General features: G+C 34.4%; 21 protein-coding genes. 20 read left to right on the forward strand and 1 reads right to left on the reverse strand.

All coding sequences use genetic code 11. The features are described 5' to 3' along the window. The first annotated feature begins 42 nt into the window (after positions 1-42). Together miaA and hfq are read left to right on the forward strand one after the other, a co-directional pair. Positions 43-984 (forward strand): tRNA (adenosine(37)-N6)-dimethylallyltransferase MiaA, encoded by a 942-nt coding sequence (miaA, locus tag ACECE_RS0201470; RefSeq protein WP_010243519.1) that lies wholly within the window; start codon positions 43-45, stop codon positions 982-984. 98 nt (positions 985-1082) lie between these two features. After that, positions 1083-1325: an RNA chaperone Hfq gene (hfq, locus tag ACECE_RS0201475; protein WP_010243520.1), complete on the forward strand. Its 243-nt coding sequence runs from the start codon at positions 1083-1085 to the stop codon at positions 1323-1325. 213 nt (positions 1326-1538) lie between these two features. On the opposite strand, the gene lexA is transcribed toward hfq, so the two are convergent. After that, complete coding sequence (gene lexA / locus ACECE_RS0201480; protein ID WP_010243521.1) at positions 1539-2174, reverse strand: transcriptional repressor LexA; 636 nt, start codon at positions 2172-2174, stop codon at positions 1539-1541. 186 nt (positions 2175-2360) lie between these two features. Between lexA and ACECE_RS0201485 the strand changes: the two genes are divergently transcribed. The 18 genes from ACECE_RS0201485 (at position 2361) to ACECE_RS0201570 (ending at position 18458) form a co-directional block, all read left to right on the forward strand. Next, on the forward strand, positions 2361-2645 hold the full coding sequence (locus tag ACECE_RS0201485; RefSeq protein ID WP_010243522.1) for a LysM peptidoglycan-binding domain-containing protein: 285 nt from the start codon (positions 2361-2363) through the stop codon (positions 2643-2645). A gap of 647 nt (positions 2646-3292) precedes the next feature. After that, positions 3293-4711 (forward strand): dockerin type I domain-containing protein, encoded by a 1419-nt coding sequence (locus tag ACECE_RS32245; protein WP_010243523.1) that lies wholly within the window; start codon positions 3293-3295, stop codon positions 4709-4711. Positions 4712-4768: 57 nt separating this feature from the next. Further along, entirely contained in the window at positions 4769-5755 is a 987-nt protein-coding gene (locus ACECE_RS32250; RefSeq protein WP_010243524.1) for an SGNH/GDSL hydrolase family protein, read from the forward strand. Between the two features lie 397 nt (positions 5756-6152). Beyond that, complete coding sequence (locus tag ACECE_RS0201500; protein ID WP_010243525.1) at positions 6153-6827, forward strand: TadE/TadG family type IV pilus assembly protein; 675 nt, start codon at positions 6153-6155, stop codon at positions 6825-6827. Between the two features lie 58 nt (positions 6828-6885). Continuing rightward, complete coding sequence (locus ACECE_RS0201505) at positions 6886-10071, forward strand: DUF5702 domain-containing protein (protein ID WP_010243526.1); 3186 nt, start codon at positions 6886-6888, stop codon at positions 10069-10071. 13 nt (positions 10072-10084) lie between these two features. After that, a complete protein-coding gene (locus ACECE_RS0201510) occupies positions 10085-11311 on the forward strand; it encodes a TadE/TadG family type IV pilus assembly protein (RefSeq protein WP_010243528.1) in 1227 nt (408 codons plus the stop codon). 57 nt (positions 11312-11368) lie between these two features. Next, a complete protein-coding gene (locus ACECE_RS0201515; RefSeq protein ID WP_010243530.1) occupies positions 11369-11881 on the forward strand; it encodes a hypothetical protein in 513 nt (170 codons plus the stop codon). Between the two features lie 24 nt (positions 11882-11905). Beyond that, positions 11906-12427: a PaaI family thioesterase gene (locus tag ACECE_RS0201520; protein ID WP_010243532.1), complete on the forward strand. Its 522-nt coding sequence runs from the start codon at positions 11906-11908 to the stop codon at positions 12425-12427. Between the two features lie 225 nt (positions 12428-12652). Next, a complete protein-coding gene (locus tag ACECE_RS0201525) occupies positions 12653-13234 on the forward strand; it encodes an RNA polymerase sigma factor (protein ID WP_010243534.1) in 582 nt (193 codons plus the stop codon). 3 nt (positions 13235-13237) lie between these two features. Continuing rightward, on the forward strand, positions 13238-13660 hold the full coding sequence (locus ACECE_RS0201530) for an anti-sigma factor family protein (protein ID WP_010243535.1): 423 nt from the start codon (positions 13238-13240) through the stop codon (positions 13658-13660). A gap of 3 nt (positions 13661-13663) precedes the next feature. Beyond that, a complete protein-coding gene (locus ACECE_RS0201535) occupies positions 13664-14329 on the forward strand; it encodes a DUF2953 domain-containing protein (protein WP_010243536.1) in 666 nt (221 codons plus the stop codon). Beyond that, a complete protein-coding gene (locus tag ACECE_RS0201540) occupies positions 14319-14714 on the forward strand; it encodes a GerW family sporulation protein (RefSeq protein WP_010243537.1) in 396 nt (131 codons plus the stop codon). Before ACECE_RS0201535 ends, ACECE_RS0201540 begins: the two co-directional genes overlap by 11 nt. 137 nt (positions 14715-14851) lie before the next feature. Next, entirely contained in the window at positions 14852-15427 is a 576-nt protein-coding gene (locus tag ACECE_RS0201545; protein ID WP_010243538.1) for a TFIIB-type zinc ribbon-containing protein, read from the forward strand. A gap of 48 nt (positions 15428-15475) precedes the next feature. Further along, positions 15476-16078, forward strand: coding sequence for a LysE family translocator (locus ACECE_RS0201550; protein WP_010243539.1), 603 nt, complete (start codon positions 15476-15478; stop codon positions 16076-16078). A gap of 76 nt (positions 16079-16154) precedes the next feature. After that, the gene (gene ylxM / locus ACECE_RS0201555; protein ID WP_010243540.1) at positions 16155-16508 is read left to right on the forward strand and encodes a YlxM family DNA-binding protein; all 354 of its coding nucleotides are present in this window, start codon (positions 16155-16157) and stop codon (positions 16506-16508) included. A 24-nt stretch (positions 16509-16532) separates the two neighbouring features. Then, complete coding sequence (gene ffh, locus ACECE_RS0201560) at positions 16533-17885, forward strand: signal recognition particle protein (protein WP_010243542.1); 1353 nt, start codon at positions 16533-16535, stop codon at positions 17883-17885. A 36-nt stretch (positions 17886-17921) separates the two neighbouring features. Further along, positions 17922-18167 (forward strand): 30S ribosomal protein S16, encoded by a 246-nt coding sequence (rpsP, locus tag ACECE_RS0201565; RefSeq protein ID WP_010243544.1) that lies wholly within the window; start codon positions 17922-17924, stop codon positions 18165-18167. A gap of 60 nt (positions 18168-18227) precedes the next feature. After that, positions 18228-18458 carry a KH domain-containing protein gene (locus tag ACECE_RS0201570; RefSeq protein ID WP_010243546.1) on the forward strand — a complete coding sequence of 77 codons (231 nt, stop codon included), beginning with the start codon at positions 18228-18230 and terminating at the stop codon, positions 18456-18458. Positions 18459-18533 lie beyond the last annotated feature (75 nt).

Raw genomic sequence — 18533 nt, forward strand, 5'->3', positions numbered from 1 at the left:
TATATGAATAATTAAGGAATAGCTTCATTTAGGAGGGTAAAATTGAATAATGTAATTGTCATTATGGGGCCGACAGCTTCTGGGAAGACTAAATTGTCAATAGAACTTGCAAAAGATATTAACGGTGAAATAGTGTCAGCGGATTCCATGCAGATTTACAAATATATGGATGTGGGCACTGCAAAGCCGGATGAAGAAGAAAAACAGGGAATTAGGCATTATCTTATAGATGAAGTAACTCCTGATGAAGAGTTTAGTGTTGCAAGGTTTCAACAACTTGCTATACAATATATTGATGATATATTAAACAGTGGTAAGATACCTATTGTTTCAGGTGGGACAGGATTATATATTGATTCTCTTATATATAACATTGAGTTTGGTGATACTATTTGTGACTGGGAGCTTCGGGAAAATTTAAAAAGGGAAGCTTTAGAAAAGGGCAACGAGTATTTACATAACAAGCTTAAAGAAATTGATCCCGAGGCTGCAAAAAAGATTCATATGAATAATGTTAAAAGGGTAATACGGGCTATTGAGGTATATACTTATACTCAGAAACCCATATCCTTGCATCAGGAGGAATCTAGAAAGAATCCTCCGAAATATAATTTTATAACCTTTGGCTTAACTATGAACAGAGAGAAGCTATATGACAGGATAAACCAAAGGGTAGATCTGATGATGGAAAAGGGGTTGGTTGAAGAAGTCACAAAACTCATAGAAATGGGGTACGACAAAAGTACCATTGCGATGCAAGGTCTAGGTTATAAGGAGATTTTATCTTATTTAAGAGGGGAGATAACATTAGATGAAGCGGTTTATGTGTTGAAAAGAGATACAAGACATTACGCTAAGAGACAGCTTACCTGGTTTAACAGGATGAAAGATGTTAACTGGATCAATATGGATCAATTTGGTAGTATGTACGAAATATTAAAAAATATTAAAGATGTTATTGCAACGTCTGGAATTATCTTGTAGAATATAAGTTAAAGTAATTAAAATACCGATTTTGTATTTAAGAGTTGTTTATATAAAATGAAAGAGAGAAAAATATGTCTATTAGAGGAGGATTACCCGTGAACAAGAATAATATCAACTTGCAGGATGTTTTTCTAAATCAAGTTAGAAAAGAGCATATCGCTGTTACAATTTATCTTACAAACGGATTTCAGTTAAAGGGAATGGTAAAAGGTTTTGATAATTTTACTGTAGTATTAGATAGTGAAGGAAGACAGCAATTGATTTATAAGCATGCTATATCAACTATAAGTCCTATGAAAATAGTAAATTTGATTTTTAATGATCCAAGAAATGAGTAATTTGGAATGACTGTAAGTTAGGATTAATCTACATATTTCAGCTGTAGTGCATTAAGCCTAACAGTTAGTATTAAGTATATTATTGTATAATCAAGAATAAGCTATGGTTAAATAACCATAGCTTATTTAGCTTTTTAAGAACTTAAGCTCCAATAAGTTTCGTTAATCATTTTTGGATTAATGAAACTTATTGGAGCTTAATATACACATTTTTTATAGTCTTCTGAAAACTCCAATTACCTTTCCTAAAATAGAAAGATTATCTCTTACTATTATAGGCTCAAGATACTTGTTTTCCGGCTGAAGCCTGACATAACCGTTTTCTTTGTAAAATGTTTTTACGGTAGCTTCATCACCTATAAGTGCAACGACGATATCGCCGTTTGTAGCTGTGGACTGCTGTTTTACGAGTATAAAGTCTTTGTCAAAGATTCCGGCCTCAATCATACTTTCTCCCTGAACTCTTAACATGAAGGCAGTTGAACCCTGAACAAAATCTAAAGGCAGAGGGAATGTATCTTCTATGTTTTCCACTGCAAGAATAGGCTGGCCTGCTGTGACTTTTCCAATGATAGGTACATCAACCATTTCTCTTCTGGAATAAACTTCTTTCGATTTTTTTTCATCGGCATCATTTCTTACAATTTTAAGAGCTCTAGGTTTTGTGGCATCTTTTTGGATAAGGCCTTCTTTTTCTAATTTTTCAAGATAGCTGTGAACTGTAGAAGTAGACTTAAATCCAACTGCTGCGCATATTTCACGTACAGAAGGAGGGTATCCTTTTAGTTTGACCTGTTCGTTTAAAAAGTCGAGAATTTTTTGCTGCTTCTCATCATTCTTTTTCTGCATTTATTTCACCTCATATAAGTATTTGGCGTGATGCCAACAAAAATCAATTTAACCTAAGAGTATTATAACACTATATATTCAAGAAATCAAACTTATGTTCGATATTTTTTTGTAACTATATTGACAACGAACAGTTGTTCTAATATAATACTATTAAAGAACATAAGTTCGTTTGGAGGGTTGGATATGAAAAAGAGGTATGTACTTAAAAATAAAGCAAGATTCTACATATTTATTACAGGTTTAGTCATGAGTATGCTTTTAGTATTTTCTGCTACAAAAGCTTACGGATATAAGGAGCCTGAGTTTGAAGTAATAACCATAAAAAGTGGAGATACTTTGTGGGATATAGCGAAAAAGTATAATAAAAAAGGTGACATAAGAGAATATATTTATGATCTTAAAAAGATAAACGATCTTAATGATTGTAGCATTATGACAGGCAGTGAGCTAAAAGTTATAGTTGAGTAATTATATTGCATCCCTAAAGCCTCAGACATACGAGATTTGGAAGAAGAAAAGTTTTAAGAATGATATCAGCAAACGTGAAAATATGAAATATAATGTAGAAAAAGATTAATATACTTGCCATAATGGAAAACAATTAAAAATGAAAAAGAGAGATAATATTTAAAATAATACGCAAGTTTTAGGAACTATTTTATCTTTTTATAAGTAAAGGGAGTATCGCTCACTACTTTTAAGTAGTTTTGCGACACTCCCTTTTATTTAAGTAATTTGCAAAGCAAATGTCCTAAAACTAAGCAGATTAAATGGCCCCGAGATTTTATTATGCTTTCATAGTTTAAAAAACATCAACTTTCTAAAATTATAGTTCTTTCCTTAATCCCAACAAATATTCTACTCAACATAATTATATATATGGTATTAATGTTATTTCTATATAACAAGTTTTTTTAATAACTTTGCAGATTTGTACCCCACAAACAATTTTTATGAGACGCATATACTGGTTAATATGATTAATCTGAATAATCCACATTATAAATTTTAGAATTTATAACTTATTTAAGTGAATTTAAGATTTTATACATCTATGCTAAAAAACTGAAAGACTAACGAAAAAAATATATATTTATTAATAGGAGGAAAATGAAATGCGAAAAAAGAATCTAAAAAAAATTCTAAAAACATTAACTGCTGTATTTGCTATTTCACTTATTCTTAGTAATACAGCAAAAGTATATGTCAATGGAGCAACAACTAATTACAAATTTGATTTTGGTGGTGGCTCTGTCGAATCCGGTTATACTGGTGTTAGTGCATCTACAGCTTACAACAAAACTCTAGGCTATGGTTTCAATACACCATCAAACATGAAAAATGTCACAGCATCCGGTAGTGGTGCATTAAGTGATGCCGTTCAATTCGTTAAATATGGGATAAAAAGTACTAACACCTTTAATGTTGATCTTCCCAACGGCTTATACGAAGTTAAAGTAACCTTGGGAAACACCTCAAGAGCAAGTGTAGCAGCAGAAGGTGTATTTCAGATAATTAACATGACCGGAAATAATGCTGTAGACAAATTTCAAATTCCTATAACAGACGGACAGTTAAATATACTTGTAACTGAGGGTAAGGCAGGAACAGCATTTACACTTAGTGCACTTGAAATAACAAAGCTTTCTGATAATCCTGTTACAAACAAAACTCTATGGATTGGTGGAGACTCTACAACTTGCAATTACTATCCATTAGATACAAGTACGCAAGCCGGATGGGGACAGTTAATGCCAAAGTATGTTGATAAAAACGTTTACCAAGTACGCAATATGGCAGCAAGCGGTCAGTGTGCAAGAGGTTTTCGTGACGATGGACAATTTGAAGCAATAATGAAATATATCAAACCCGGTGATATATTCATACTGGAGTTCGGTATCAATGATACTGCTGCAAAAAACAATACAACAGAAGCACAATATAAAGAAATAATGACTGATATGGTCAAGCAGGTCAAAGCTATAGGAGCAACAATGGTTTTGCTTACTCCACAGGGAAGATCAACGGACTTTAGCGGAGATGTACATTCTTCTGTCAACAGATGGTATAGAAAAACTACAATCGCGGTTGCAAATGAACAGAGCGTTAGGCTGTGTGATTTGAATGTCTTAAGCTCAAAATATTTTACATCTATAGGAAGAGAAGCAACCCTTGCACTTTTTATGTCGGGAGATGCTGTACATCCTAACCGTTCTGGTGCTACAGAACTTGCAAAACTTGTGTACAATGACCTAAAAGATCTCTTCACTTCTACAGCCACCCCCACAGTTAAGCCAACTGTTACTCCTGTTGTTACATCCACCCCAGGTGTTATTTATGGTGACGTTAATGAGAGTGGCAATGTAGATTCTATAGATTTTGCATTAGTTAGAAAGTACATTTTGGGCATGGATAATTCTATCTCTATTATAAATGGAGATGTCAATGGAGACGGTAGTATAAACTCAATAGATTTTGCACTTATAAGGCAATTTATCCTTGGAATTATATCAAAGTTTCCAATAGGCAATTAAACAAATATACGTTTATATATTATATTAACAAATTTACATTCATAAGGGGGAATAGATATGATAAAAAAACAATCTTTGGCAATCATGTTTACACTGATATTAATGTTGAGCTGTTTACTTTCAACCGTAAACGGACTCGCATACGTTACTGGTGATGTCAATGGTGATGGCAGTTTTAATTCTTTGGACTTCGGTCAATTTAAAATGTATTTGCTAGGTTCATCATTACCTTATCCTGATGCTGGAGATGTAAACAGTGATGGAGTAAAAAACTCTATTGACTTTGGTTATATGCGACAGTATCTTCTCGGTATTATACCTTCTTTTCCGGTTAATCAAACACCAACACCTGCTACAACACCAACACCTGTTACATCAGCTTACCCAACTTCTGCAGGTGTACCTACAGTATATTTAGCTAGTGATTCCACTGTCCAGACTTACAACTCTTCGTATTACCCGCAAGCAGGTTGGGGACAAATGATAAGCAATTATTTTACTTCAGATGTTAAGTTTGTCAATAAAGCCATTGGTGGTAGAAGTTCTAAGAGTTTTGTAGTTGAGGGGAGGCTGGATGAAATCCTCAAAGTAATTAAAAAAGGTGATTATTTATTTGTTCAATTCGGCCATAACGATGCAACTGTCAGCAAACCTGAACGCTATGCTGCTCCATATACTACTTATAAGGAATATCTGGCAAAGTATATTGACGGGGCACGTGAAAAAGGTGCTATACCTGTATTAATTACACCTGTTGCACGTCTTAACTATAAAAACAGTACATATAAAAATGATTTCCCTGATTATTGTACAGCTATGAAGCAGGTAGCTGATGAAAAGGATTGTGCGATCATAGATCTTATGACAAAGACTTTAGACTATTATGCAACGCTTGACTATAATACAGTCTACAAGTTTTATATGGTATCTTCAAATGGAACAGACTATACGCACTTCACTGAAACAGGTGCTAAAGAAGTTGCAAAAATAGTATCTCAAGGTGTCAAAGAGATTAATGTACCTATTTCAAAATACGTTAAATAAAATCCAATTAGTAAATTTAATAAGCAAATATCATTACTAAATTCAATAAAAGATCAGGGTCATGCGGTATGCATCCTGATCTTTTATTAAATGTTGAAAGGAAATTTAAAATCTCGGTATCAATGCTCCCGAGGTTTTTATTTTTTGTATACAAAAATTATTAAAAAATATCGAACTATTGGAAAAAGTATGATATAATTTTATATAGTGACACAAATGTTGTGTTGTTTTTCTAAAAAAAGCTTCTTTATTATAATCATACGTTTATATCTTAAGTTTCAGTTTGCAAGGTTTATAAAAGCCTTTTCAAGAAATAATAGTTCATAGTTTTAAAAATTAAGTTATTATTTATTGCAGCTGCTGTGTTTTGCGATATTTTTCGTGAGGTTGTGATAGAATGTGTAATTTAAGAACTAACAAAGGTAGTATGACGGTAGAAGCATCTTTGATTTTTCCACTCATTTTTCTAATTATAATCGGATTGATCTATATAACTATTTTTCTCTATGAGCAGGCTTATGTTAAGTCTCTGGCAGATCGTGCTGCGGAACGGGGAGCTGCTATCTGGAAGAACCCTAAAAGTGACATGTATATAGGGCTGGTTAAACTTGAAGATTTTGAGGAAAATGATCCATATTGGAGACTTGATGATGATAATAAAGGTCCTAAGGAGGATAAGATTGAGACATATATAGAAAATTCGCTTAAAAAATATAGTATTCTTTACAATAGAGATGCAAAAGGTTATATGAATGGTGCTGATATAACAGTTAGGGCAGAAGTTAAAAATTACGTAGTATATAAGAAGCTGTCGGTGATTGTTAAAAAGAAATTTGACCTTCCTATAGGAAATGCCCTTAGTATTTTTGGCATAGATAATACTGTTGAAATATCTGCAAAGTCTGAGGCATTAATAAATGAACCTGCGGAGTTTATAAGGAGCACTGATTTTGCTATTGATGTTGGAAAGCGTGTGGATGATGCAACCGGTAATCGTTTTGAAAAAATCAAGGATAAAGTAATAAGCTTCCGTAGAGGCATAGAGGATAAATTTTCCTCTGACTCAAAATGAGGATAATAATAATATAGAATACTGTATTAACCCATTAAGCAAAAATAGAGGTGCCTTTATGAATTTATTTAAGAAGAATGAAGGAGCTATAACTGTATATTTAGCAATTATACTTTCAGTAATGCTGATTTTGACAGGAGTACTGGTAGATGGCGCCAGAGCGAGAACTGCAGAGGCACAGGTTCAAAGTACTACTGAAGCAGCAGCAAATTCACTGCTTGCCAATTATAACAATATACTAAAAGAATGGTTTGGTTTGATGTCTTTATCAGAAAATAATTCTGATGTGCTGGAAGAGGAACTTATGTATTATTTGAATAGAAACCTTATGACTGAGCTTGGTGCGGAAAAGGCAAACTTAAGTGATGAGTCGTGGAATTATGTAAAGAAATTTCTGGGTTCAGATAATAAATATAATGATGTTAATTTTATTGATATGTATGATTATCGGATTGAGGAAGTAAGCGCATGTCCTATGTATAACTTGTCTGAAAGTGCAGTTTTAAGGTCTCAGATAGTGGAATATATGAAATATAGGGCTCCCGAAGCGTTAGGAGAAGAATTTTTAGAGAAGATTAATGTTTTGAAGAGTTTTAAAAAACAGTCGGAAGCATTATCTTCAAAGCTTGAGATCGACCGTAGCTTAAACGAAATTAAGAAAGAGCTGGAAAAGCTGTCTAACGATATTGAAAAAGTAAACTTGTATGATGCAAAAGTGCTTGAGGACAAGCTTAAAAAAGTATGTGAAAAAACTACTGAAAAAGTACTTTTGGAAAAAGAATGTGAGTATTTAAAGGAACAGAAAAAGAATGCAGAAGAAGAATTGAATAATTACAAAAAGTCTGAAAGCTACAAAAAGGAGTTAAAAAGCCTATCTGATCAACTTGCTGCTGCGGCTGATCAAAGTGAAAGGGAGGCTATTTTAGCAGAAATTGGAAATCTGTGCAAATCCTATGAGGACGTAATAAAAACTGCTAAGGAAGCCTATGATAGGGCATGTGATAATTATTCATCCTGTGAAGATGAAGCAAAAGAATTGATAAAAGATTTAAATAAATACATTGATGAGTATTATGGCTATAGCGAAACTGCACTAGCTCATGCAAATAAGGTTATGGGGTTGTCTACTGACATTCTAAAACAGATTGAAGATATGGAATTACAGCTCAAAGGAGATACAAGTGACTTTGCAGAGAAAATGAAGCAGGAAATTTCAAAAATAAAAAAACAGGTATCAAAAGAAAGTATGGAAGATCTTATAGAGAAATTTAAAACTAACTTAAATTGTCTAGGGGATAAAGCAGATGAGAAAAAAGGAATATTAGGGAAAGGTTTAAAATATCGTTTAGCTGCTGTTAAGCTAAAAGAAATCGATAAAGATACCGGGAAGCTTACAGGTTTTAGTAAAGACGACAAAACAAAGATATCTGATTATATACTCAAAGATATTGTAAACATAAATGATTTACTTAAGAATTACGTTCAAAAGTATAAAAAGATAAGCTCCAGCGAGTTTAAAATAGAAAAAACAGTAAAAAGTAGTAAGAAAATTGAGGATCCTCGTAAAGCTTCAAATGATTTGGTTAAGAGTTCGGATAATCCGTTAAAAGAACTTGAAGCTTCAAAGGAACATGAGGATTTTGATGAAAAATTAAAAGGTTTACCATCTGGTGGAGCAAAAATAAGCAGTGAGGGTATTTTGAAGGCGTTTCTCGGTAATGACTATGACTTTGTTGCAGGTGCAATAAAGAGTAAGGAAAAATCAAATGAAGATGAATTGAAGAAGTCTGACGCTGGTAATGTTGTTAACTCCATGAATTTTACCGATGAGGATAATAAATCTCCTAGTGAAGGCTTTGGGCTGATTTCAGAACTTATAGGCGTTCTTGAACAGGGACTTGAAGGCTTGAGGGATGAAATGTATGTAGGTGAGTATGCTTTAGGAACGTTTAATAATTACTTATCCACTAAGACGCTTAAGTCTACAGAGGGCAATACAATAAACCAGGTTGACTTGAGGGGAAGAGAAAGAGGAGAACGCAAACCGTATTTATATTTTGAAAACGAGATTGAGTATATATTAGGTGGCACATCTGATGATAATTTGAATGTATATAACGTGATGGCTAAAATCCTGCTTATCAGGTTTGTTTTAAATACAATATATATTTATACAGATGGTGAAAAGTCAAAGGAAGCTTATTTGGCAGCAACGGCTATTGCAGGCTGGACAGGATTTGGAGTTCCAATTGTTCAGACACTTATAATGTTGAGTTGGTCAATGGCTGAATCTGTACTAGATGTGAAATTCCTGATGAGCGGAAAGTCTGTAGCGATATTTAAGACAAGTGATACCTGGGTTTTAGGTGCTGCAGGGGGACTATCAAAAATTAAGGACGAGATACAGGACACTGTGGTAGGCGGTGTTAAAAAATACGCCCAAAAAGCTGTTGACTATGGAACAGACAAGGCTGAGGATATTGCAGATGCTGCAACCCAAAATGTTTACGACACTATAAACACAAAAGTTGAGAATGTAGTTGAAAAGTTTTTTGCACCGGTAGAGGAAGCATTAAACGGTACGGACAAAGCTATAAGGAATAACTATGCAGAAATCACCGGCAGCCTTGAAAATGAATTGGCAGGTCTTGAAAATGAAGATATGAGCTATGTGGTTAAAGAAATATACAAGCTTGCAGAAGAAGAATACAGAAAAGTAAAAGTTGATATGGAAAATCAATTGACCAGGCCCATTGACGAAGCAAAGGAAAGAATTGAGAAAACAAAGCAAACAATAAAAAGTAATATTGCTACAAAGCTTACGGATTTGAAAAAAAGTATAAAAGGTAAAATATCTGAGGCTGCTAAAAGTGGTAAAGAAGGAATAAACAAATATATTGATTCCTTTGGCAGCAAATCCGCAGGAACAGCTGGTAACAGTTATAAAAATATTAAAGCCAGTATCCTATCGTTAAATTATGAAGGATACCTTAGAGTGCTTCTAATGATGATGCTTAGCAGGGAGGAGAAAATTACCCGGATTCAAGACCTTATTCAACTTCAGATGACAAAAATGACGGGAAACAATGACTTCAAACTTTCGGATTGCAATACCTATGTAGGAGTAAAGGTAAATGTTTCTATGAAATACTTTTTTATGACACAGCCATTTGTTAAAAATGAACTGAAAACAGAAGATTATAAAAGGCATATATTAAGTGTGAAAATACTTAAGGGATATTAAGGTGAGGTTTCGCATGGTTAATAAGATGTTTAAACGGACAAAAGAATGTAATGGGTCACTGACTGTTGAAGCAGCTGTAATAATGCCGTTTTTTATATGCTTTATTTTGAGCTTTGCCTTTTTCATTAAAATAGTTTACACACAAAGCGTTGTTCAACATGCCATAAATGAGACTGCAAATGAGCTTTCTGTGTATAGTTATCTATACTCGGTATCAGGAGCTCAAAAGTCTCATGATGATGCAAAATCTTATCTGGAGGAAAATAGCAAGAGTGCGCAGAGTCAAATTAACGATACTATTGATGCAATTGGTTCTCTGGAGGATACGAAGGATAGTTTGGAGGGTACGTCAGATGATGTGCAAAACGGGAATATAGAAGAGTTATCGGGTGATATAAAAGAGATTAAAGAGCTTTCGCAAAAAAATATTGCTGACGCTAAGAAGTTAAAAGAGATGCTTCAAAACGCAATAAAAAATCCCAAGCAGGAAATAATCAGTTTTGCCTCCCTTTTGGCTCAAGGTGCTTTTGAAGATGTAAAGGGTGCATTAGTGTCACCGGTTATAAAAATTATGTGCAGGAAGCACTTTGCGACAGATAGCCTTGGCGCAGACAGTCGGCTTAAAAGTCTTGGCATTGTGGAAGGATTGGATGGCCTTGATTTTAGTGAGACGAAAATACTTTATGATAATGAAAATATTGATATAATTGTAAGATACAAAATTGAGACAAGCTTGCCTATCAATTTTTTGCCAGATCTTTATTTTATACAAAGGGCTAACGTACATGCATGGCTTGATGGGGACGGTAAAACGCCTGGTGATAGCGAAAAAGACAAGGATACTTCCAATGTATGGGAGATGTCGGTTCGTGACAGGACAAAGAAAATTTTTGAGTTAGAAGGGAAAGACACACCTGATGAGGTTTCCATAATAAAGTACAATGCTGGAGATATAATTGACGTGACGAGTATTAACTTAAGCGAGAAAAGCTATATTGAAACCGCTGGAGTAAAATCCAGAATAAATGCAAGCATAAAGAAACTCAAAGAGTTTAATAGCAATAAATATGGCGAGATAAAGTCGCGAACGTTAATTGTAATTCTTCCTGAAAAGTCCCTCGAAACAAGGGAGGATGTTAAAAAGCTTCTATCAGATGATTGCATTAAATATGCCAAAGAAATGGGCGTAATTCTAAAATATAAGGAAGCCTATGGAACATTGCCAAAAACTAGTGTATAATGTCTGTGAGCTTTGTTAGAAAAGCGAACAAAATAATATTTGATGGAGGATTAATGTATGAAGAGCTTTAAAAATGTATTATCAAAAGCAATTTTTATGTTGCTTTTAGCAGGAATAATAATGTTTAGCGTTACCGGATGTTCCAACGGAAATGGTAAAAAGAGTGAAACGGATAGTAAAGCATCCAGTCAACCGACCAGTCAGGTTAGCAGTAAACCTGATAATGTAGCAGGTGGAAAAGATAGTTATACATTAAAAGATGTGGATACCGAGAGTGCATTGAAACTTGCATCAGGCCTATTGCTTGGGCTTGCAGATGCCAGCATTATTCCAACCGAGCAGCCAACGGTTGTTGTTGTAAAGCCTGGAGAAAAGAGTTGTACTATCGGATCATGTGATATTCTGCAAAAAGTAAAATTAACTGAAGTACCAGCAATTAAAGTCTTAGATTCAAAAAATGCTGCATGGCGTATAACATTTACCTTTAAGCCTGAAATTACAATTGAAGTTATTGATGATGCTGTTAATCCTCAGAAGGCGATAAAATTATATCCGGATGAAAAACAGTAAAATATACTACCGAGGTAGGAGAGAATGAAATATAAGGTTACTAAAAAGCAGCAGAACAGCAGACTGTGTCTGGTTTGCGGATTAAAGAATGATTTTGGGTTAAAAACGTCTTTCTATGAACTTGAAAATGGCGAATTGGTTGCAGTGTTTAAAACACTTGAAGAACATCAGAGTTACCCCGGAAGGCTTCATGGCGGAATTGCAGGAGCTGTTCTTGACGAGACAATAGGCAGAGCTATAATGATAAATCAGGAGAATATATGGGGTGTGACTGTTGAACTAAATGTAAAGTATAAAAAACCAATTCCTCTAAATGAAGAATTGCGGGCAGTAGGAAGAATTATAAAGGACTCAAAAAGGATATTTGAGGGTACAGGTGAAATATTGCTTCCTACTGGAGAAGTTGCTGCTATAGCACATGGAACATATATGAAAATGCCAATTGAAAAAATAGCAGATTTTAATGAAGACCACGAAGAGTGGAAGACTCTATTAACTGATAGTGATCCTGAAGAAATAGAATTACCGGATAACATTGGGAAATAGTGATTTGTTAAAGTATTTGATAAGATACTATATAAGAGAGATAGAGTTTCTAAAAATTAAAGGTTTTATTAATATTATAAATCTCAAAAGGTCCATATTTAAGTATGTGGATCTTCTTTTATTAAATTTCTTCAAAAAAATTTTAAAAAACCAAAACTTTTTTGATTTTAAGGTGTATATATAAATAAATGCAGCTTAAGTTTTATATGAAGGGCGGTTAACCTATTGGATGTCCCGGATCAAAAAATAATAAAATTATGTAAAAAGAATAAGCGGGAAGGGTTCGATCTTCTATTTAAAAAATATGAGAGATACATATATACCATTTGCTACAGCTACACTTACTCACAACAAGACGCCCTTGACCTGGTTCAGGAGATTTTCCTCAGGATTTACAGGAATTTTGAACGGGTTGATGAGAAAAAGCCGATTTCACCCTGGATAAAGAGAATTGCAGTGAATGTCTGCATTAACTTTAAGAGGGATAACAAAAACAAGGTATCGGAATTATCAATTCATTCAAGTACTGATGAGGGTGAGAACACTCTTGAAGAGACGGTTTCTGACGGTTGCTTCACAGAAGATGAAGTTGTTTACCTTGATACAAAGAAGGTTTTGGAAGAGTCAATCATGGAACTTCCAAAAGAGGTCAAAATGGCTGTTTTACTACGGCATATCAAAGGGCTTAGCTATAACGAGATTTCAGAACTTATGGAATGCCCTGTAGGTACGATTAAGACTTACATATTCAGAGGTAAAAAACTATTGAAGGATAGTCTTGTAAGAAAAGGCGTATGGGAGGTGTAGAAGATGGAATGCAAATTTGACATCGATTTGATTCAAGAGTATGTAGAAGGAACCATTGAACCGCTTGAAAAGATATTTGTTGAGGAACACCTTAAAGTTTGCAGAAAATGCAGGAAAGAACTAAATCAATTCAAGCTTCTCCAATATGAACTCGAAAATCTGGAGGAACCTGAAGAAGTTCCTGTAGAACTGGAAAATGTGAGAGATATGGTATTGGACAATATTTTTGATGCTCCAAGCCAATACAGTGTAAAGGATTTTATAAAACAACGAAAAAATTCTATGGTTTTGGCATCAGAGTTTGTAGATTATCTTCCCGGTAAAAGTATTGTTGAAAAGGGACTTAAGGCTACCAGTTCAATAATTGGGACAGCATCTAAGAAAGGTGCTAAATATGGACTTAAACTAATTCAAGCGAGGACATAGAAGATGATAATACTTGAAATTCTGGGATATATGTTGATAGCGTTATTTGTTTTACTGGCATTAATTTTAATTTTGCCCATTGAGTTTAAAGTTTATGGGCAAAAGTATGAAAAGATCTTTTTTAAAGCGAGCCTTATATGGTTTATGGGTGCTCTTGGGTTTCATTTTATGAAAGAATACTCGCAAGAGGCTGCAATATATGTTCGTATATTTGGTTTTAAAAAGAAAATTGATGGCAGTAAATTTGCTAAGAAGGACAATAAAAAGGAAAAGAAAGATGAAAAGAAAAAAGAAAAGAAAAAAGAAAAAGGTAAATCAAGAAATTACCTGGAATCAAATTTTATAAGATGTGCACTGGAATGTCTGAAAAAGGTGTTAAATCACATTAAACCTAAAAAGTTTGTAATTGAAGGTAAGGTTGGATTTGAAGATCCTTATGTTACAGGTTTGCTGTGTACAGTTCTAAACCTACTATATGCTGAGCTTAAAAAGGCGAATATCAATGTAAGAACTGTATTTGATGATGAAATTTATGAAGGAAAGTGCCTAATTCAGGGAAGGGTGGTATTGGCTTATCTGGCTTACATAGCTCTAAGGCTATACTTCTCAAGACCTGTTAGTATAAATAAAAAACAAAAATTCAAGGAGGTTAAATCATATGGCAACTGATGCAAAATTTAATGTAGATGAAAGTGTTGGTGTATTATTTGAAAAGTTGGAAAAATTCCTGACTTCTAAAACAGTTATAGGTGAGCCTATTAAAATTGGAGAGGCGACATTAATACCATTTATTACTACCAGCTTTGGACTTGGAGCAGGTGGCGGCGATGGAACTGATTCGAAAGGTGCCGTTGGAGTTGGTGGAGGTTCAGGTATTGGAGCAAAGATTGCACCAACCGCTGTACTTGTTATAAAGGGAGATCAGATTGAAATGATTCCTATTAAGAAAACAGCAGGTTTTGAAAAGTTGATTGACATGGTACCTGATATAGTATCAAAGGTTAATTGCTGCAAGAAAGATGACGAAAAGGGAAAAGAAAAAGACGAGGAATAATTTTAGGAATTGCTATTGAAAGGGCCACAATGTAGTGAGGTTGTGGCTCTTTGCTTTTATGTAAAATACAATGGAAGGAGTAGAGGGGATATGATATAATATGGAAAAGCTTTAGGAATAATAGGGGAGGATTTTATATGAAATGTCCAGTGTGCAGAACTATCAGTCTTGATGAAAAAACAAATGAAAGCGGGTTGAAAGTATACTCATGTAGTGAGTGTAAGGGGATTTGGGTGAGGTTCGACGATTATGTCAATTGGAAGAGTAAAGAAGAAAACGAGCATTTATTTGAGGCGGGTGTATCAAATGTAGCTGGTAATGAAGCAAATGATTATATGCCTGAGTATGACTCCAAGAAAGCGAATTTATGTCCCGATTGTGGTAGAATACTTATAAAATACAGGGTTTCTAGCGATATTATTTTCAATGTTGACCATTGCGGCTGCTGCAATGGAGTATGGCTGGATAAGAATGAATGGGCTGTTTTGGTGGAAAATAAACTCCACAAGAAAATGAATGATTTCTTTACAGCTCCATGGCAAAACAGATTAAAGGAAGAAATGACTAAAAGCAGATTTGCTGAGTTATATAAGAAAAAGTTTGGGGAAGAAAGTTACAATAAGTTGAAAGAAATTAAAGAATGGATGAATGAAAGTGAGCTGAAAAACGAAATGTTGGCATATTTGACAGATGATGATCCATACAAAATATAGTTACGATGTTTTTGTTTAGTAAAATTAGTACATAATTTGGAGATAAATATGATATTAAAGGGTTTCAAATTTGGAATGCTATTGCAGCTTGCTATAGGGCCTGTTTGCTTTTATATTTTTGATACTGGAAGCAAGAAGGGTTTTTTAGCTGCGGAGTCAAGTGTGTTGGCAGTAGCAATTGTAGATGCTTTTTTTATTTTGTTAGCAATATTGGGGATTACTGCTTTTTTAAAGAATGACAAAATAAATAGTTTGTTCAAAATTTTGGGTAGTGCAATTTTGGCGTTTTTTGGCATAAAAACTATTATGGGAAGCATTTCTGTTTCGCCAGGCAACTATGTTGGAACACTTTACAACCCCTTTGTAGTCGGCTTGATGCTTACAATTTCAAATCCTTTAACAATTTTGTTTTGGGCAGGTGTTTTTACTTCAAAAATAACTGAAGACAAATTCGAAAAGAAAAGTCTGTTTTTGTTTGGATTAGGCGCAGTACTTTCTACAATAGTGTTTTTATCAGGTGTTGGGGCAATAGGCAGCATTGCAGCCAGTTTTTTGCCACCTGTAATAATAAGTATACTAAATGCAATTGTAGGAATAGTGTTTTTGTATTTTGCAATAAAACTGTTGGTAAAGAAAAAAGAACAATCATAAATTAAAAAAAGCCTTGACTTATATATTAATTTAGAATAAAATTGGGTGTAAAGTAATTTGCTTTACAGGTGCAAATATGGATAATATATATGAGATATCCCTTTTGTTGGATTTTTATGGGCAGTTGCTCTCAAAGAAGCAGTATGAAATATTGGATTTACATTTTAATAATGATTATTCTCTTGGAGAGATTGCAGAACACTTCAACATAAGCAGACAGGGCATTTTTGATAATATAAAAAGAGGAAAAGCGGCCCTTATGGATATGGAAGAAAAGCTGGGTCTTGTCAGTAAGTTTACACAGCAGAAAGCAAAGGCTGAAAACATACTGGAGTATTTGAAAAATATAAATAGACAAAATATGAATAAAGTTGATATAGAGTATTTAAAAAAGATAGAAGATGGTATAATTGAAATAATCGAGAGTTGATATAAAAGATGAGGTGTCTAAAATATGGTGTTTGAAGGGCTTTCAAATAAGCTTCAAGAAACCATTAAGAAGCTTAAAGGAAAAGGCAGAGTTAATGAAAAAGACGTTAAGGAAATGATGCGTGAAATAAAGCTTGCCCTTTTAGAAGCTGACGTAAACTTTAAGGTTGTTAAAGACTTTATAGCCAAGGTTTCTGAAAGAGCAGTAGGGCAGGATGTTTTAGAAAGCCTTACTCCGGGACAGCAGATTATAAAAATTGTGCATGAAGAACTCATTAATCTGATGGGGCCTGGGCAAAGCAAAGTAGTATTCGCACCAAAACCTCCGACTGTTTATATGATGGTAGGTCTTCAGGGATCCGGTAAGACTACGACTTCCGGTAAACTTGCAAATCTTCTTAGGAAGCAGGGTAAAAACCCACTTTTGGTTGCATGTGACGTTTATAGGCCTGCAGCTATCAAACAGTTGCAAGTTGTTGGAGGACAGCTAGGTGTTGACGTGTTTTCGATGGGAGACCAGACAAATCCTGTTGATATCGCAAAAGCAGCGGTAGAGCATGCGAAAATAAAACAGTACGATTTGGTTATAATTGATACAGCAGGTCGATTACACATAGATGAAAAGTTGATGGACGAGTTAAAGAACATCAAGGATACTGTAAGACCCCATGAAATATTGCTGGTAGTTGATTCAATGACAGGTCAGGATGCAGTGAATGTATCTGAAACCTTCAATGAGAAGCTTGGGGTTGATGGTGTTATTCTGACCAAGCTTGATGGAGATACAAGAGGTGGAGCGGCATTATCAGTTAAAACTGTCACAGGAAAGCCTATAAAGTTTATAGGTATGGGTGAAAAACTCAGTGATTTAGAACCGTTCTTCCCTGATAGAATGGCATCAAGGATTCTTGGAATGGGTGACGTTTTAAGCTTAATTGAAAAGGCGCAGGAAGCTTTTGATGAAAAAGCAGCACTGGAAATGGAAAGGAAAATGCGTACACAACAGTTTACGCTTGAAGATTTTCTTGACCAGATGCAGCAGATTAAGAAGATGGGGCCTTTAAACAAGATTGTGGGTATGTTGCCGGGAGTTAATGCCGATGCTCTTAAAGAAATTAACTCAGCAGACAGCGATAAGGAGCTTGGCCGATTTGAAGCTATAATAAGGTCAATGACGAAAAAGGAAAGAAATGATCCTTCGATAATAAACGGCAGCAGGAGAAAAAGAATTGCAGCCGGTAGTGGTACTACAGTACAGGATGTTAACAAGGTTTTAAAGAGCTTTGAAGAGATGAGAAAAATGATGAAGATGATGTCAGATATGGGTAAACACGGTAAGAAAGGATTTGGAAATAAATTCAAATTACCGTTTAGATAATAAAGAAGTAAAATAATGTCAGGAGGTGAAAAATAAATGGCAGTTAAAATAAGATTAAAAAGAATGGGTGCTAAGAAAAGCCCGTTTTATAGAGTAGTTGTTGCTGATTCAAGATATCCTCGTGATGGAAGATTCATTGAAGAGATTGGTACTTATAATCCGCTCACTGATCCAAGTTCGATAAATATCGATTCTGAAAAGGCACAAAAATGGCTTAAGAATGGTGCTCAGCCTACAGATACTGTAAAAACCTTATTAAAGAAGGTTGGAGCTATCCAGTAAAAACTGTTTTTTATTTTGAAATGACAAAATAAAGGGTAAAATAGCGGGAGGTATGATATTATGAAAGAACTTCTCGAAACAATTGCCAAAGCCTTGGTTGATTACCCGGACGATGTTTTTGTAAATGAAGTTGAAGGCGAAAAGTCAATGATTCTTGAGCTGAAAGTTTCAAAGGACGATATGGGTAAGGTTATTGGAAAACAAGGTAGAATTGCAAAGGCTATAAGGACAGTTGTGAAGGCAGCAGCAATAAAAGAAAATAAAAGAGTATCTGTAGAAATACTACAATAGTAAATGTGGGCAGGAGATATACTCTTGTCCACATTTTTATTCCGCCTCTTTCTAAATGAAGTGAAAAAGGCAAAA

It is taken from the genome of Acetivibrio cellulolyticus CD2 (assembly GCF_000179595.2).
Lineage (GTDB): Bacteria > Bacillota > Clostridia > Acetivibrionales > Acetivibrionaceae > Acetivibrio > Acetivibrio cellulolyticus.

Bases quoted from the DNA above. Each gene is read 5' to 3' on its own strand.
- lexA (WP_010243521.1), bottom strand. From the start codon at position 2,174: ATGCAGAAAAAGAATGATGAGAAGCAGCAAAAAATTCTCGACTTTTTA.
- ACECE_RS0201485 (WP_010243522.1), top strand. From the start codon at position 2,361: ATGAAAAAGAGGTATGTACTTAAAAATAAAGCAAGATTCTACATATTT.
- ACECE_RS32245 (WP_010243523.1), top strand. From the start codon at position 3,293: ATGCGAAAAAAGAATCTAAAAAAAATTCTAAAAACATTAACTGCTGTA.
- ACECE_RS32250 (WP_010243524.1), top strand. From the start codon at position 4,769: ATGATAAAAAAACAATCTTTGGCAATCATGTTTACACTGATATTAATG.
- ACECE_RS0201500 (WP_010243525.1), top strand. From the start codon at position 6,153: ATGTGTAATTTAAGAACTAACAAAGGTAGTATGACGGTAGAAGCATCT.
- ACECE_RS0201505 (WP_010243526.1), top strand. From the start codon at position 6,886: ATGAATTTATTTAAGAAGAATGAAGGAGCTATAACTGTATATTTAGCA.
- ACECE_RS0201510 (WP_010243528.1), top strand. From the start codon at position 10,085: ATGGTTAATAAGATGTTTAAACGGACAAAAGAATGTAATGGGTCACTG.
- ACECE_RS0201515 (WP_010243530.1), top strand. From the start codon at position 11,369: ATGAAGAGCTTTAAAAATGTATTATCAAAAGCAATTTTTATGTTGCTT.
- ACECE_RS0201520 (WP_010243532.1), top strand. From the start codon at position 11,906: ATGAAATATAAGGTTACTAAAAAGCAGCAGAACAGCAGACTGTGTCTG.
- ACECE_RS0201530 (WP_010243535.1), top strand. From the start codon at position 13,238: ATGGAATGCAAATTTGACATCGATTTGATTCAAGAGTATGTAGAAGGA.
- ACECE_RS0201535 (WP_010243536.1), top strand. From the start codon at position 13,664: ATGATAATACTTGAAATTCTGGGATATATGTTGATAGCGTTATTTGTT.
- ACECE_RS0201540 (WP_010243537.1), top strand. From the start codon at position 14,319: ATGGCAACTGATGCAAAATTTAATGTAGATGAAAGTGTTGGTGTATTA.
- ACECE_RS0201545 (WP_010243538.1), top strand. From the start codon at position 14,852: ATGAAATGTCCAGTGTGCAGAACTATCAGTCTTGATGAAAAAACAAAT.
- ACECE_RS0201550 (WP_010243539.1), top strand. From the start codon at position 15,476: ATGATATTAAAGGGTTTCAAATTTGGAATGCTATTGCAGCTTGCTATA.
- ylxM (WP_010243540.1), top strand. From the start codon at position 16,155: ATGGATAATATATATGAGATATCCCTTTTGTTGGATTTTTATGGGCAG.
- ffh (WP_010243542.1), top strand. From the start codon at position 16,533: ATGGTGTTTGAAGGGCTTTCAAATAAGCTTCAAGAAACCATTAAGAAG.
- rpsP (WP_010243544.1), top strand. From the start codon at position 17,922: ATGGCAGTTAAAATAAGATTAAAAAGAATGGGTGCTAAGAAAAGCCCG.
- ACECE_RS0201570 (WP_010243546.1), top strand. From the start codon at position 18,228: ATGAAAGAACTTCTCGAAACAATTGCCAAAGCCTTGGTTGATTACCCG.